Origin of the sequence: Paenibacillus chibensis, assembly GCF_004001045.1 — a bacterium.
Lineage (GTDB): Bacteria > Bacillota > Bacilli > Paenibacillales > Paenibacillaceae > Paenibacillus_AQ > Paenibacillus_AQ chibensis.
On sequence record NZ_BIMK01000013.1, the window covers coordinates 22,130 to 37,297 of the forward strand.

Genomic DNA, 15,168 nt, shown 5'->3' on the forward strand with positions numbered 1-15,168 from the left:
CTGAAATTCATCACAGACTAAGTATGGAACATAAGGAGTCATGACATATGGGAGTATTGAAACGAATCGGCAACCTGTTTGCCAAGCCTGAGCCGCCGAAAGCTGAAAAAAGCATGCTGGCTCTCATGCCTGGCGATATTTGCGAAGTTTCGCTTGTCACTTATGAAGTGACGGGGAGGGTCCATAACCGCGGCCGTAATGCGGTGGTGTTAACCCTGCAAGACGGAAATACGATCATGTATTTGCATATTGAAGAACGCGAAACGCTGCAGTATGCACTATACAGCCCGCTGGACGGCAGACTCGATAATCCGAGCGAGGTGCCGACAGAGCTTGATCTGGATGACAGAACCTTTTTCCTGGAGGAAGAATATGAAGGCCATGTGCTCGTAAACGGTAAAACGCCTTTCTTGCAGGGTGGCGAGCAGCATGTCTGGCAGTATCAGTCTGATGATTATCGCCTCGTGCGGATCGAATGGCAGAACGGACGGTTCATGCTGTATGAGGGAGAGAAAGTGCTTACGGGAGATGTAAAAGTCATTCGGGCTAACCATGCGTAATTTGAGCTAAAGAAAGAGCAGCTGCTTCTTCTGCACGGTCATGAATTCAAAGAGAAGGGCACAACTTTAGTTCATTTATAGTAGGAGTGATCTTATGAAACGACGGCAGGGACGGTCTTTGCTCAGCCTGAAAATCGCGCTGGTCCTCAGCCTTGTCATGTCACTGCTGAGCGGCTGCGGCATCGGCTCCCCGAATGTGAAGGAAACCTATCCTTTGGAATCGGTGAACCGGGATGGAAGCGCGACCTCATACGTATACCGGGCTGCGGATCAGACCGTTCCGGAAGTGGCGAAAGAGCTGTCGGACGAGAAAAAGCCGGATCAGATATCCAAAGAGGATCCGGAACGAATGTTTCTCGTCTACGGCAACGAATATTATCATTTACAAAAGGATCCTAAGAAGGAAACCGATACGCTGATTGAGGTAGACTCCCAGGAATACGTGCAGCGTAACTACGATTCAAGTTTCCTGAAAGGGTACCTGACAGCTGTTATCATTGGCCATCTGTTTGATTCTTTTGGCGGCGGGAGCGGTGGATACCGAGGATACGCGAGCCGCGATATTTACCAGCCGAAGCAAGGCACGTATCACGCACCAACCACCAGCGATAAAAAAATAGCTCCTCCGCTCACGGTGGAGAAGAAGGGTTCCATTTTCCGCCGCGGAACCAAGAACAGTGACACGAGCGTAGGCTCGAGCGGAAGCATTTTCGATCGGAAAAAGGATTCCTCGAATTCAAGCAAGGGAAGTATTTCCCGGGGCAAGACCGGATCAGGCGGCTTGTTCGATTCACCGAAAAAATCATATACCAAGCCGAAAACGAGGATCGGTTCGGGGAAAATTACCCGCCGATCACGAAGATAACGACTATATAAATAATAAACGAAACATGGCGTAAATGCTTCTCTTGCAGGTTAACGAATGCCAGGGAAAGCCGGATGAAACGGTCGTTCATTTCATAAAGCAGCGCACGAAACATGGATTCGTGCGTTTTTTTATGTCATGATATAGGTATAGGTGTCATGTGATGGTTGCAATGAGATAGAGGAAGGTGCGTAAAACATGAAGCAAATGAAGGATGATTACGATAAATTTCACCGCAAGCCGCTGCAGGTCAGCAGCGCGCAGGAGCTGCTAGCCACATTCGGCAAGCCGGGACCAACGGAGCGAATTCCCCTGCAGGATAGTCATGGCCGATATTTAGCCGTACCGGTGCAGGCGCCCCATCCATTTCCCCGGTTTCGCCGCTCTGGCATGGATGGCTATGCCATCCGTTCCTCGGATACGGAGGCATGCGGCACGGAGTCTGTGATCTGGCTGGATGTAATCGACGAAATTCCTTGCGGATCGGTATCGGACAAGCCGATTTCGGCCGGAACGGCTGCCCGCATTATGACGGGTGCTCAAGTGCCCGAGGGAGCCGACGCGGTTGTGATGCTCGAGATGACAGAGCTGCGGGAAACGGATGGTCAAACTCAGGTCGGACTCAAGCGCAGAATTGAAACAGGTAAGAACATTACTCCGATCGGATTCGAGGTACAGGAGGGCGAGGTGCTGCTGCGTCCGGGCCGGCAGATTCAAGCCGGAGAAATTTCCGTGCTGGCTTCCTTCGGCGTACATCAGGTAACGGTGTACAGAAAGCCGAGCATAGCCATCTTTTCTACCGGCTCCGAGCTGCTGACCGTCGATGAGCCACTTCAGCCGGGCAAGATTCGCAACAGCAATACGTACATGCTGGCCTCCCAGGTGAGAGCGGCGGGGGGGGAGCCCTTTATCCTGGAAGCGGTCATGGACGATCTGTCTTTGGCCCAATCTAAGGTCGAGGAGGCGATGCAGGAATACGACGCCGTGGTGACGAGCGGCGGCGTATCCGTAGGCGACTATGATATTATGGGCGATTTGGTGCGAAGCGATCATGTGGATATGCTCTACAACAAGATCGCCATGAGGCCAGGGAGCGTGACGACGGCCGCAGTGAAGGACGGTAAGCTGCTGTTTGCGCTTTCCGGCAATCCCGGCGCCTGCTTTGTCGGTTTTGAATTGTTTGTGAGACCCTTTATCCAGCGCACGCTTGGAAGTGACAAACCGTATTTGACCGAATGGACCGCTGTGCTTGATCAGGATTATACGAAAGTGAATGCTTTTACCAGATACGTCAGAGGCCGGGTTGAAGTTAGGGACGGCATGGTGTACGCGATACCGGCGAAGGTGGACGAGTCCAGCGTCATGGTGACAATCAAAGACAGCGACTGCTTGATCGTCATTCCGCCTGCCAAGGGCGTTACGCCGGCTGGAGACAAGGTGAAGATCCTGCTGTTGAAAGGGAGTACACTGTGAGCAGCTTGAACAATACACCGGATCAACGCAGCTTTGGCAGACCGTTCGTCTGCCAAATTGTCGGATATAAGAACAGCGGCAAAACAACGCTGGTTTGCGCGTTGGTGGAGAAGCTGAAAACGGAAGGATACCGGGTGGCCGTCATCAAACATGACGCGCATGATTTCGAAATGGATCATCCGGGTACGGACTCATTTCGGCACCGTGAGGCCGGCGCGGAAGCCATTGCGCTCGTCTCTCCCCGGAAAACGGCAGTCATCCGCGAAGAGTCTCTTCCGTTGGACGTTATCATTCAAGATTTTGCCGGCTATGATGTCATCCTGGTCGAAGGCTTTAAACAGGAAGACCACTCCAAGTTGGTCATGGTCCGCAAGTCGGATGATGTTGAACTGATTCATGCGCTGTCATCCGTCAAAGCCGTCGTAGCCTGGAGGAACGCTGGGGATGTACTGGCTGCGGTCGGGAAGGAAACGATGGAAGGGCTAAACCTATTTCAGATCGATGAATTGGAGCGGATCTACGGCTGGCTGAAGCAGCAGATCTGATCGACAAAAAAGCGGTTTTCTTTCGCAGAAAGCCGCTTTTGCTTGCATGAAGAGGAGTTTTGATTTCATAACTAATCCGTACGCCGTTCAATGGCCTCGGACATCGTCTTATCTGTCAGATGGGCATAGACCTCCGTAGTTTCGGTAGAAGCATGCCCAAGCTGTTCTTTGGTTTTGTAGATATCGTTCTGCAAGTAATAATCGGTGGCAAAGGAATGACGCAGCTTATGAACGGTAAGATAAGGCTTGCCAAATCGTTTGGCGTATTTGATGATCATCGCCTGAATGGCGCGTTTTGTCATGCGGCTGCCTTCGGATTGACCGTTCGCCAAAGCGAGAAACAGCGCTTTTTCCCTTTTCGGTGCCTTATAACGCGTATTGCGCAAATTCAGGTACGCTGCGAGATCGTCTTTGGCCTGCTCCCGGAAATACACCGGGGTTTTGAAGGTTTCATCGTTATTGCCTTTGCGGTAGACATACAGCATTTTATTGTTCATATCGATGTCATCGACATTCAGGTTAACGACTTCCGAAACCCGGAGGCCGGAGTTAAGAATCAAGCTGGTAATGCTGGCGTCCCGTTCTTTGTTCAGCTCATGGGCGTATAGCGCCTGCTTGTTCTTCTCCACGTCTTTGGCGTATCCTTCGAGAATATATCCGATAAATTCCAGCAGCTCTTCTTCTTCGAGAATTTTGCCTTTGAGCTTGGCTGCGGTGTCTTTCGGTTTATGAATGCGCTTGATTTCGATTTTGGCCATAATATTGCGTTTCAGGAGAGGATAGAATTCTTCGTCCTCCGCGATTTGGCTTAAATAATGGAACAGAGAACGCAGCGAAGAGAGTTTACGAGATACTGTGATTCTAGAATTCGCGCCTTCGCGTTTCGTCGTGAGAAAAATACGGTAACTCACCACATTCTCCATCCGGAGCACCTCAAGTTCTTGCAGGGTAACCTTCGTATTGTTCTCCGCTTGGGATAGTCCTTCGCCGCGCAGCCAGTTGAAGAAGGTCTCATAATCCCTGACGTATTCGAGCAGCGTCGAAGGGGAGAGGTCAGGCAGCTTGTAGTCGATGAATTGCTGGACAAACCACGGCATGCCCAGTACCTTGTCATCCAGCTTGATCCGGTCGAATTCTTTTTGTACGTTCACGGGGCATCACCTCGAGTGCAATGGAATGGTCTATCCCGTATATTTTACCATATTGGTCTATAAACTGCTGGGAAACTACCGGGGTGCGATGAAATGTATAACCTTGCTCCTCAAGGTTCAAAGTTATATAGTGGATATGATACGATGTACATAAATGAGGTGAACTCATGGATTTCAGAATCGATCTGGTTCCCGCGCGGAGAAAGCAGGTTATTAGCGGCTTAATGCAGTTGTATTTATACGACTTTACGCTGTATCAGAATCTGGACGTCAATCAGGATGGCGTTTTTCCCGAGTATCCGGGTCTGGATGATTATTGGAAAAAGGGACTGGGTAAGCATCCATTTCTAATGACATGCAGGAATTCGCCTGCGGGATTTGCGCTTGTAGACCGGTTGGCGGATCCGGCAGAAGGCGATTATTATATGACCGAATTTTTCGTCATGCAAAAATATCGCAGAACGGGCCTCGGCAGCTGGGCTGCCCGCGAGCTGTTCGACCGGTTCGAGGGACGCTGGAAAGTTACCCAGGTGCAGAGCAATACGCCCGCGCAGGCTTTTTGGCGAAAGGTCATCGGTACATATACAGATCAGCAATACGAGGAAAAAATAAATCCTTTTCGCGGACATATCAGTCAATATTTCACCTCACAAAAAATAAATGCCGTTAATTAGTTTGCATTTGGCATAGCAAGGAGAGAGAGTCGTATGTTATACTTACCAACCTTTACGCTGGAGGGAAGGACCGCCCTCGTGACCGGCGCTGGCCGCGGGATAGGCAGGGCCATCGCCATAGGCTTGGCTGAAGCGGGATGCAATGTGGCATTAGTGTCTCGGACGCAGGCGGATCTGGAGGAAACGGCGGATATCATCCGCCATAACACGAAGGCCCAAGCCTATGTCATTCCGGCCGATATCACCGACAGGAAACAAATCGAGGGTGCTTTTGAGCAGCTGATAACCGAAACGGGACGCCTGGATCTGCTCGTGAACAACGCGGGGATGAACATCCGCACGCCGGCACTCGAGGTCACCGACGACCAATGGGAAACGATTGTGCAGACGAATCTGAAGTCCGCTTTTATCGCATCCCAAACGGCCGGACGTTACATGAAGGAGCATGGCGGCGGCAAAATCATCAATATTTCTTCGGTTGGCGGCCATACCGCGCTTCGTACCGGCGTTGTCTACGGATCGACGAAGGCGGCGCTGATCCAAATGACGAAGGTACTGGCGCTGGAATGGGGGAAATACGGGATTCTCGTCAACGCGATTGGACCCTGGTATTTCCGGACGCCCCTCACCGAAAAGATCCTGAGCGACGAACAGTACATGCAGGACATTCTTGACCGCACGCCGCTGAAGCGGATCGGGGACCTGAAAGAGGTCGTGGGTCCTGTCGTGTTCCTGGCATCGGATGCGGCCAACTACATGACGGGTCAAACGCTGCTTGTTGATGGCGGGATGAGTATATACGGCTTTTAGCTTTTATTCGTTTACTCCCCCCGGGCGGGGTAATATATTTTTGCGCAGCTGCTTGAGAGATACCTGGTTCATACGGAGATATTTTATGAATAAGGAGGCTTAACAGATGGAAAAACGCATGTTTGGCAATACGGGGATGGAAGTGAGCATCTTAGGTTTTGGCGGCGCCGAAATCGGGCAGGAAAAGGATTTGTCCAAAGTGGAGGAGCTGCTGAATCAGGCGCTGGATGCCGGACTTAACGTGATTGATACGGCAGAATGCTACGGGGATAGCGAAGAGCTGATCGGCAAAGCCTTAGGCGCCCGGCGGAATGATTATTACTTATTCACGAAATGCGGCCACGCCACCGGATTTGAAGAAGAAGACTGGGATCCGGTGATGCTGGAGAAAAGCATAGACCGCAGCCTGAAACGTTTACGGACCGATTACGTGGATGTGATTCATCTGCACAGCTGTTCGGAAAAGATCCTGCGGCAGGGGGCTGTGATCGAGGTTTTGCAAAAGGCCAAGGAACAGGGAAAGACGCGTTTTATCGGTTATAGCGGTGACCGCACTGACGCGTTGTATGCCGTCCAGACCGGCTTGTTCGACAGCCTGATGATATCGCTGAACATCGCAGACCAGGAGGCCATTGATCTGACGCTGCCTGAGGCCAGAGAACGGGGGATGGGCATTATAGCCAAACGGCCGGTCGCCAATGTGGCATGGACATATGAGACTCTTTCGGAAAAGGCGTATCCTTATGTATATTGGCAGCGTCTCAAAGAGCTTCAATATGACTTTCTCTCGGACCATGAACAGGCGATCGCAGAGGCGCTGCGCTTCTCGCTCACCATTCCCGGTGTCGACACGTCCATTGTCGGAACGCAGAAGCCCGGAAGATGGGCCGAAAACGCCAGGATTTTGCAGACCAGCACCTTGTCTGAGCAGGCGTATGAGGAAATCCGTGCGCGTTGGAAGGAAGTCGCCGGCACTGACTGGGTGGGAAAAACTTAAGTCCCGGGGGGGAGCAAGCCGCAAAAAGCGTGGCCATAAAGGCCACGCTTTTTTATAAAATTACAACATATGAAAAATTCACAATAGTTTCGGTGAAAGTTGATGTTTAACCGGTAATGAAATGGACCAATCATGATAAATAGATTCGTAACGAAAATAACAAAAATGGAGGAGAAGACGTGGGAACGTTATGGCAGGGCGGCACCATCTATACCATGCAGCAAGAACATCATACGGTAGAAGCGGTATACACCGAAGAAGGTAAGATCAAGGATATCGGCGACGCGGCCATCCTGGCGCGAACCTATGAGCAACACATTACCGAAATACATGACTTGGCCGGTGGAGTCATGTTTCCCGGATGGGTAGACAGCCATATGCATTTAATCGGCCACGGCGAGACCTTTTTGAAGCTCCAGCTCGGAAGCTGCAGCAGTGTGGAGGAGGTATTGGAGGCCGTACGGATCCAGTCCGAGCTGCTTCCTGATGGGATGTGGATCATCGGGGAAGGCTGGAACGAGAATGATTGGGCCGAGCGTGTGATCCCGCAGCGAAGTCTGCTGGATCTTGCCGCGCCCAGGCACCCGGTCATGTTAAGAAGAGTGTGCAGGCATGTCCTTGCGGCAAACAGCGCGGCGCTTAAGGCGGCAGGAATCGACGAGCATTCGCATGCTCCGGCAGGCGGCGTACTGGAAAGGGATCCGTCGGGGAGACTCAATGGAATCATAAAAGAACAAGCCCAGGAGAGAATGTTATCTGCGGTACCCGGCGTGACGGAAGAATATTTGGAGGCGGCGCTCACGGCGGCTATCGAGGATTGCTGGTCCAAGGGCCTGACAGGCTGCCATACCGAGGATTTGAGCTATTACGGCGGCTCCGTTCGCACGATGCGTGCTTTTCACAAGGTTATCCATGACCGCAACAAAGCTTTCAAAGCTCATCTGCTGGTACACCATTTGGCTCTGGACGAATGGCTCGAAGCAGGCCGAGGAGCGGAGTTTGCATCGGAGCTGATCGAATTCGGGGCAATGAAGCTGTTTGCGGACGGGGCGCTTGGCGGCAGAACGGCATTGCTGAGCCGGCCATATGCGGATGATCCCTCGACATCCGGCGTTGCCGTACATAGCGATGAAGCTTTGGAAGAGCTGGTGATCCGGGCAAGGGAGCTCGGCATGGCCGTGGCTTCGCATGCGATCGGAGACGGAGCGGCGGAGAAGGTCTTGCATTACTTCGAGAAGCACCCTTGTCCGGAAGGCCGAAGAGATCGGCTGATTCACGGTCAGATTTTACGCCCGGAGCTGGTGGAACAAATGAAGAAGCTGCCCGTCATCACGGACATCCAGCCCAGCTTCGTGACATCCGATTTTCCATGGGTGCTGGACCGGGTAGGGGAGGCAGAGGGGCTCCTGATCTATGCTTGGAAAACGTTGCTGGAGCAAGGGATTCCATGTGCCGGCGGCTCCGACGCACCGATCGAGAAAGTATCGCCGCTGGAGGGCATCCATGCCGCTGTCACGCGCACCAAGCCGCACCAAGCCACAGTGTATGGCGAACAAGAGCGACTTAGCCTATTCGAAGCGGTCTCATTGTATACAAGGGGAAGCGCCTATGCGATTCATCATGAACACGATCGGGGTATGATCGAAAAGGGGCACGCCGCGGACTTTACCGTTCTCAAAGAGGATCCATTTCACCAAGGACCAGAGGTTCTGCTGCAGGATATCATTCAAATGACAGTGATTAACGGGAACATCGTCTTTGGAGGAAAATAAAATCTGAGAGGAAGATTATGCTCTAAAAGAAGGAGATAACCTTTTTACAGATGATAATTTCAATATATGAAAAATTCACAATAGAATAAGCATTTAAACGCATCTCGCTCATTCCAGCCTAACTCAACCTATCGAGGATTCTATCAACAAAATATCGTCTCAAAACGTCCATAGAAGACATAAATATAATTATGTAAACTTATTTATTTTATGGATTCAAGTTAGAGATTAGCCGAAATGAGGCGAACAAGCAGGGAGGTGCTTACCACGGAGCATATAACGAGTCTGGAGCAAGTAAAAAACAGTACCAAGGAACATCCGCTTTTACTGCTTCTGATAAAAACCGATCATTGCGGTGTCTGTGACAGCGTCATGGCGAAGCTCGAAGATCTGCTGCCGATCTATCCGCAAGTGCAGGGTATGTATATCCGCATGGAGGAAGCGCCGGATTTATCCGGTGAATATCTCGTTTTTACAGCGCCGACGCTGCTGTTGTTCGTGGAAGGGAAGGAAGTCTTCCGCCAATCCCGATTCATTCTTATGGGTGATGTGGGGAAGCAGCTGCAGGGATGGAGCGAAGCTTTGAATCCATAGATTCCCCGTCCCTGTCCTAATACAACCCTTGATCTGCATATACATGTAGAAGAGGGAGAGTGACGTTATGGATACGATCGTCAAAAGATATTACCAGCTTAAGGAGAAGCAAAGAGAGACCGAGCAGGAGCTGAAAGAGCTTCGAGAGCAGATCTTGGCCTTTTGCACGGAGAAGAAAACATCGGAATTTGCGGCCGGCCCGTTTCGTGTAAAGCTGATTTCGCAGTCTCGTAAGGAGTATGATGACGCCAAGCTGTATGAGGCTCTGCCAGATCTGGAATTGTGGCGTCTGCTGTCCAAATCGGATGCATCGAAAATCGCTGGTCTCATCAAGCTAGGCGTGATCCAAGAGGATCGACTGCAGAATACGTATGATGTGAAGCAGGTAACGCTGCTTCAGGTTGATAAAAAATAAAGGTTATTAAAGCAGCATTTAGAGAATGGGAGAATACAAAAGCAGTCATAAATAAACAGCAGGTCCGCTGGTATTCAGCGGCCTGCTGTTTTTGTCTAGAGATAATAACGCTACGACATCCCTTTATTTCGACTGCAAATCCTGAAGTACGCGGTACAGTATGACGCCTGCTTCTGCCCGGGTCAGCTTGCCTTTCGGATTAAAGGTCTGATCCGGATTGCCTTTCAGATAGCCTTTTTGCACGGCATACAGAATCGCGGCTTTGGCATCCGGAGAAATGCTGCCTTGGTCTTTAAAGGAAAGCTCTGAAGCAGACGCTGTCCCTTCGGCGCCAAGTGCATTGGCAAGCAGAATGGCAAGCTCTTCGCGAGTCAGTGGGTGATTGGATCCCGTTTCTGCTGCGCGGTCGGTCCATGTCTTGCCGGTACCGAGAAGACGGTCGAGCAAGGACAGGAATTCAGCCTGTGTTACTTGATCATTCGGCTTGTACGTATCGGTCGTATCTTTGCCGTTCGCCAAGTAATGGGAAGCAATCACCTCGACCTCGTTTTTGGCCCAGTGATTCGCAAGATCCGCGAACGATTTGGATACTTCCGCCGCTCCGAATGCGCCAAGCTTCGCAGTTTGGAACCTAACGAAGGCTGATCCATTCGAACCTGCGGCGAAGTAGTTCCATTGGCCGCTGTTGCTTTGCGAGAAGACCCCAACCTTGCTGCGGTTCGTCACTTTAGATGGATCGATCGACAGCGTAATGGATACCGGAGTGGTCAATGCGGAAGCAGGTTCGGCAATAGTCAGGGCACCCGAAACGAATTTTACATTTCCGCCGGACGGCGCCTGCGGTACACCTGCAGGGCTGCTGCTGTAGCTGAGGCTCAGATTAAAGCCATCCTTCGTCACGAAGCTCTTGATTTCTCCCGCAGGGATATTGATTTCAAAACCATTTCCTTTGATGCTCAGCGGTTTGCCGCTTTTCATCAATTGGTCGGCAAGCGCACTGCTGAACTGAATGCTTAATGGGTGATAGTTTTCGGCTTTTACGTCCGAAACATCGATGATAACCGATTTGCTGACATTGTTCAGTTGACCAGTGATATAAGCGGAGTCGATGCTCAGAACTGCCGTCTTTTGATCGCCGCTGCCTTTTTCCGTCAACGTGCCGGAAGTTTGTTTGGTTCCTGCTGGCGTGGACGGGGCAGGGGCAGGAGTGAAACCTCCACTCGAAGAGGATCCGCCAGGGCTAGTTCCCGGATCCGTTCCAGGATCTGTGCCTGGGTCCGTACCCGGATCCGGATTTGGTTTCGGGCAAGGGCTGAGCGTAGCCCTAACGATGGTTTCAGCTGTCGGTTCGTTGGAGCTTGAAGCAAATATTTTTTGAATAACGTGTTCATTACCCGATACTGCTGCAGGATCAGTTTCCTCGAATGCTGCAGGTACTGCGGTATTTCCGTGAGCATTCGATTGCAGTTCTCCAGGTTCTGTTTGTGGATCTGTAGAACCAGCAGGATCTATCGGCTCAGGGCTAGGGTTAGCAGAATCCGGTTGCCCTGCTGGAGGCGTATCATTTCCTCCATTGCTGGAGCCATTGTCAGCTGGCTTAGGGATGATTTTGATTACCTCAGGTGATGATACAGCGGCCGTAACCTGTTTGTCATTTTCGTCTTTTACTACGACATTTTTAAGAGTAAATGAGTAGTCGCCTGGCTCTGTACCACTAAAAGTAAGCTTTGCAAAATCATCCAAATTTGCAGGGGGATCCATTTTGAATTCGTAATGTACCAAGTTGGTTTTGGAATCAGGACCTGGCTCCGCAGCCGTGTTGTCAGCTGAAATGATTTCTACTCCTTTGTGAAGCGGAGAAGGTTCAACTGCAATAAGTCTGGCATCGTATTCGACATCAAAGCTAATGGTTTTGACCGCAGGTTTTCCTCCAAAACCAACGTTGATATGGATAGGTTCTTCTGCCATGACCTCTTTTTTCTCAGGATGCCAGATTACCTTGGTATCTTCCGGCACTGGCTTGTAGATATCCACTTCGTATGTTTTAGCTGGTGCGGCAGAGCCATTTCCAGCGTCATCATATACGAAAAGTTCTACTTTATTTTCACCGATATTTAACGGAACTTCGACATTGAAATTTCCTTTGCTGTCGATTGTGCCATTGTATTCCTTCAATTTTTCATCGGATTTTAGTCCGGACTTGGCTTTAACATGGACGAGATCAGATAGATTGGTTCCATCATAAAGAAGATCAATGAGCAGATCTTCCTCAATGGACCCCTGAAGGATTCCGATGTCTGGCTTCTCAGATGATATCATTACGTTTTCCGGCAAGATAGCTTTAGGAGGCGTGTTGTCGACGACAAACTCCGTTAATGAATCCAAAATAAGCGTAGGCTCATCCTCGCTACCTTCATATATTGCAGGAATCAACGCATATACCCCATCAGATTGGATTTTTTCTAAACCATTTTCACTATTATAAGATCCATCCCAATCAAACGAATAATAGAAAGGGTCTTTGGAAGAATCAAATTTGTCGTTATAAACGACACCTGCCACTTCCGCATGATCCTCTTCATCAAATGATACCAACGCGAAGACATAATCCTTGAGTTTTTTATTCACTGAATAATAAACCTCAGTACCTTTACCACCTTCAGCGGTAGAAAGGTAGATTGGATCCACTTCAAGGTTCGTAATCGCATCCAGATCGTACTTTTTGCCAACATAAACGCTAAATGGAACGTGCAGTTGATGGCCAGTTGTAACATTGGTAAACTCCAGTTGTCCGTCATAAATCCCCTCATCAGTTCCTTCTGGAATTTGAAGCGTTACGTTTACAGATACCGAATCTTGATCTGACTTGATATGGATATCGCAACTGTCCGGTACGAGGGACAAGGAGCTGTTGCTGCTCCAATTAGTGTAAACGGCGTAGCGTTGGTCCTTGTGCGCAATATTATCAATTGAAATTTCTCTTGTCACGGTTGAGCCAGCGCCTTGCTGCCCGAAGGACAAACTGCCCGAGTACGCAGCTACGCGAGTCTTATCCTGAAGCTGTACCGGTAGTTCTTCTTTTACTTTGACAATGGCTTGGGCCTCAGCGGAATTTTTAATGTCAACACGGCCGGCACCTTGTTCGTATACATTATACTGATGATTATTTCGATCTTTGATCAGCAGTGCGTTATTCGTCAGCAGCGCCTTGATTTGGTCAGGTTGTAAATTCAGACCTTCCTTGCGTGTCTTTTCAAGCAAGAGTGCTGCCGAACCTGCGACATGCGGTGACGCCATGCTGGTACCTTGCAAATCCTCATAAGCTTTGGAGTAATCTCCACCTACCTCGAATGCCGGAATAGAAGAACGAATTCCGACGCCCGGAGCGGTAATATCCGGCTTGATCGTATAGTTAGGAAGTGCAGGGCCTCGAGAGCTAAGGTCGGCAAGAAGATCCTTCTCTGCTTTGTATTCAAATGTGACCTGACTATTTCCGGCTTTGACGGCATCACGCAACTGTTCCCCCAGCTCCTTGCTGACGGTATACGTCGGTATGACCTGAGCTGCGCCTTCAATGGTCGCTCCACCAATTTCTCCGGTGGCATTGTTGTATATGATGACGGCTTTGGCCCCGTTCTTGGCCGCGTTTACGGTTTTATCGGCAAAAGAAATTTCACCGCGCTGAACCAATACGGTTTTGTCCTTCACATCAAGTCCTGTATAGTCTTGAGGTTTACCCAAACCTGCGATAACCAGATTAAGCTGTTCGCCGGCGGTTTCCAGTTTAGTCGAACCGGCTGCCAGTTGAGCGTATACAATACCGACAGAGGCTGATTTAAAAATTGGCGTTTGCAGTGGCGGTGTCGAAGCGCCTACGGAAATAGCCAGCTGAGCAGCGGCCGGACTGCCGACTGTTTCTGGATTCGGACCTTCGTTGCCGTTGGATAGCACGACCGTGACGCCCGACAACGCTGCGTTATCCGCGGCTATGGCGTCCGGCGAGTAGGAATTGTTCGTTTTGGATCCGAGGGAGAGGTTGATGACGTCCATGCCGTCGCTCACAGCTCTTTCGATGCCAGCGATGACATTTTCGGTGCTTCCTCTGCCATAAGGACCCAGAACGCGATACACATGCAGCTCGGATTCAGGAGCGACGCCACGGACCCAGCCTTTGCCGGCATCCGGATGCTCGGGATCTCCTTGTCCGGCTACTGTGCCGGATACGTGGGTACCATGCAGCGTTTCATAGGAGCTACCGTTTACGGGGCCTTTTCCAGGAACGGGCAAGGTTTCCATGGGATCGTCGTCGTTATCCACGAAATCGTAGCCGCCTTTATAGGCGCCTTTCAAGCTGGGATGATTGTAATCGATGCCGGTATCAATGACGCCGACCTTAATACCTTGGCCTTTATAACCCGAGTCCCACATGTCATTGGCACCAATCAACGGCGCGCTTTCATCCATATTTGCCTCAACGTCATGACCATCAGCGATCGGGAGGGCATGAACCTCTTCGTTCGGGAAAACGGCTTTGACGTTAGGCAGCGTCAGCAGCTTATCCACCTGATTTGCCGGCAGCGTCAGAGCATAACCGTTAAAGACTTTAGAGTATTCGCGTTTGAATGAGGCACCCGTTTTAGCGATGGCCGCGGATTTGAACGCAGAATGCTCCTGATTCAAAATGCTGCTGTAGCTGCCCAGGGAAGAGCGCGAACGCGCCGAAGGACTGACTTCGTATACCTTGAGCGGATCGTTCTTCAGCTGGACAATGACCGGTACCGGCTCGCTGCTGTCCGAAGACCCGACATAGTTTTGCGGACCCGCTTCGGCAGCAGCCGACAGGGCGGAGAATTGCGATGGCTTTAAGAGTGACTTGGCTTGAGCATCCAGTTCCTTGCCGTTAAGGTTGTTTTGCTTGAGAAGAGCTTCGATTTGGGCTTTCAGGTGATCCGGCAGCTTGTCCGATCCCGAGGCAGCCAAAGCAGGGTGGGGGTATGTAATTCCGACGGCGAGAATCGTGCTCAGCAGCAGGGTCGAAGACTTACGAATGATCGATGTGCTTTTTAGCAAATAGATATCCTCCGTAGTTCATCTAATCTCCAATGAATATAGAAGCGGTCCCCCTTTACATACAGTTAATTGAACAGTAGTAAAATACAAAATCATTTTACATTTTTAACATTTAGATGGGATGAGACAAAAGTAAGGCGGTCTAAAGAACGAGTCGGGAAAGATTGCTGTCGTAAAATCGTGTCGAGATTCATGGAATGGTCACGCAACCCCTTGAATAATCCGAAATGGAAGGCGATAAG

Annotated in this window: 12 protein-coding genes; 10 read left to right on the plus strand and 2 right to left on the minus strand. The window is 50.4% G+C overall.

The window, feature by feature from the left end; all coding sequences use genetic code 11:
- Positions 1–47 precede the first annotated feature (47 nt).
- The 4 genes from PCH05_RS12020 (at position 48) to mobB (ending at position 3,443) form a co-directional block, all read left to right on the plus strand.
- Positions 48–560, plus strand: coding sequence for a DUF4178 domain-containing protein (locus PCH05_RS12020; protein ID WP_127602637.1), 513 nt, complete (start codon positions 48–50; stop codon positions 558–560).
- Between the two features lie 94 nt (positions 561–654).
- Complete coding sequence (locus PCH05_RS12025) at positions 655–1,425, plus strand: DUF4247 domain-containing protein (RefSeq protein ID WP_127602638.1); 771 nt, start codon at positions 655–657, stop codon at positions 1,423–1,425.
- A 198-nt stretch (positions 1,426–1,623) separates the two neighbouring features.
- Positions 1,624–2,898 carry a molybdopterin molybdotransferase MoeA gene (locus tag PCH05_RS12030; protein WP_127602639.1) on the plus strand — a complete coding sequence of 425 codons (1,275 nt, stop codon included), beginning with the start codon at positions 1,624–1,626 and terminating at the stop codon, positions 2,896–2,898.
- 5 nt (positions 2,899–2,903) lie between these two features.
- Positions 2,904–3,443, plus strand: coding sequence for a molybdopterin-guanine dinucleotide biosynthesis protein B (mobB, locus tag PCH05_RS12035; RefSeq protein ID WP_127602640.1), 540 nt, complete (start codon positions 2,904–2,906; stop codon positions 3,441–3,443).
- A gap of 71 nt (positions 3,444–3,514) precedes the next feature.
- Here the strand turns inward: mobB and xerS are convergent, their stop codons facing one another.
- On the minus strand, positions 3,515–4,594 hold the full coding sequence (xerS, locus tag PCH05_RS12040) for a tyrosine recombinase XerS (protein ID WP_127602641.1): 1,080 nt from the start codon (positions 4,592–4,594) through the stop codon (positions 3,515–3,517).
- Between the two features lie 167 nt (positions 4,595–4,761).
- Between xerS and PCH05_RS12045 the strand changes: the two genes are divergently transcribed.
- From PCH05_RS12045 to PCH05_RS12070, 6 genes are all read left to right on the plus strand, one after another.
- On the plus strand, positions 4,762–5,268 hold the full coding sequence (locus PCH05_RS12045) for a GNAT family N-acetyltransferase (RefSeq protein WP_127602642.1): 507 nt from the start codon (positions 4,762–4,764) through the stop codon (positions 5,266–5,268).
- A gap of 33 nt (positions 5,269–5,301) precedes the next feature.
- Positions 5,302–6,078, plus strand: coding sequence for an SDR family NAD(P)-dependent oxidoreductase (locus PCH05_RS12050; RefSeq protein ID WP_127602643.1), 777 nt, complete (start codon positions 5,302–5,304; stop codon positions 6,076–6,078).
- A gap of 106 nt (positions 6,079–6,184) precedes the next feature.
- On the plus strand, positions 6,185–7,075 hold the full coding sequence (locus PCH05_RS12055; RefSeq protein WP_127602644.1) for an aldo/keto reductase: 891 nt from the start codon (positions 6,185–6,187) through the stop codon (positions 7,073–7,075).
- Positions 7,076–7,254: 179 nt separating this feature from the next.
- The gene (locus tag PCH05_RS12060; RefSeq protein ID WP_127602645.1) at positions 7,255–8,847 is read left to right on the plus strand and encodes an amidohydrolase; all 1,593 of its coding nucleotides are present in this window, start codon (positions 7,255–7,257) and stop codon (positions 8,845–8,847) included.
- A 237-nt stretch (positions 8,848–9,084) separates the two neighbouring features.
- Entirely contained in the window at positions 9,085–9,441 is a 357-nt protein-coding gene (locus PCH05_RS28090) for a thioredoxin family protein (RefSeq protein ID WP_127602646.1), read from the plus strand.
- 67 nt (positions 9,442–9,508) lie between these two features.
- The gene (locus tag PCH05_RS12070) at positions 9,509–9,856 is read left to right on the plus strand and encodes a hypothetical protein (protein WP_127602647.1); all 348 of its coding nucleotides are present in this window, start codon (positions 9,509–9,511) and stop codon (positions 9,854–9,856) included.
- A 123-nt stretch (positions 9,857–9,979) separates the two neighbouring features.
- Here the strand turns inward: PCH05_RS12070 and PCH05_RS27905 are convergent, their stop codons facing one another.
- The gene (locus PCH05_RS27905; RefSeq protein WP_127602648.1) at positions 9,980–14,926 is read right to left on the minus strand and encodes a S8 family serine peptidase; all 4,947 of its coding nucleotides are present in this window, start codon (positions 14,924–14,926) and stop codon (positions 9,980–9,982) included.
- Positions 14,927–15,168: the final 242 nt, after the last annotated feature.

Bases quoted from the DNA above. Each gene is read 5' to 3' on its own strand.
- PCH05_RS12020 (WP_127602637.1), top strand. From the start codon at position 48: ATGGGAGTATTGAAACGAATCGGCAACCTGTTTGCCAAGCCTGAGCCG.
- PCH05_RS12025 (WP_127602638.1), top strand. From the start codon at position 655: ATGAAACGACGGCAGGGACGGTCTTTGCTCAGCCTGAAAATCGCGCTG.
- PCH05_RS12030 (WP_127602639.1), top strand. From the start codon at position 1,624: ATGAAGCAAATGAAGGATGATTACGATAAATTTCACCGCAAGCCGCTG.
- PCH05_RS12045 (WP_127602642.1), top strand. From the start codon at position 4,762: ATGGATTTCAGAATCGATCTGGTTCCCGCGCGGAGAAAGCAGGTTATT.
- PCH05_RS12050 (WP_127602643.1), top strand. From the start codon at position 5,302: ATGTTATACTTACCAACCTTTACGCTGGAGGGAAGGACCGCCCTCGTG.
- PCH05_RS12055 (WP_127602644.1), top strand. From the start codon at position 6,185: ATGGAAAAACGCATGTTTGGCAATACGGGGATGGAAGTGAGCATCTTA.
- PCH05_RS28090 (WP_127602646.1), top strand. From the start codon at position 9,085: ATGAGGCGAACAAGCAGGGAGGTGCTTACCACGGAGCATATAACGAGT.
- PCH05_RS12070 (WP_127602647.1), top strand. From the start codon at position 9,509: ATGGATACGATCGTCAAAAGATATTACCAGCTTAAGGAGAAGCAAAGA.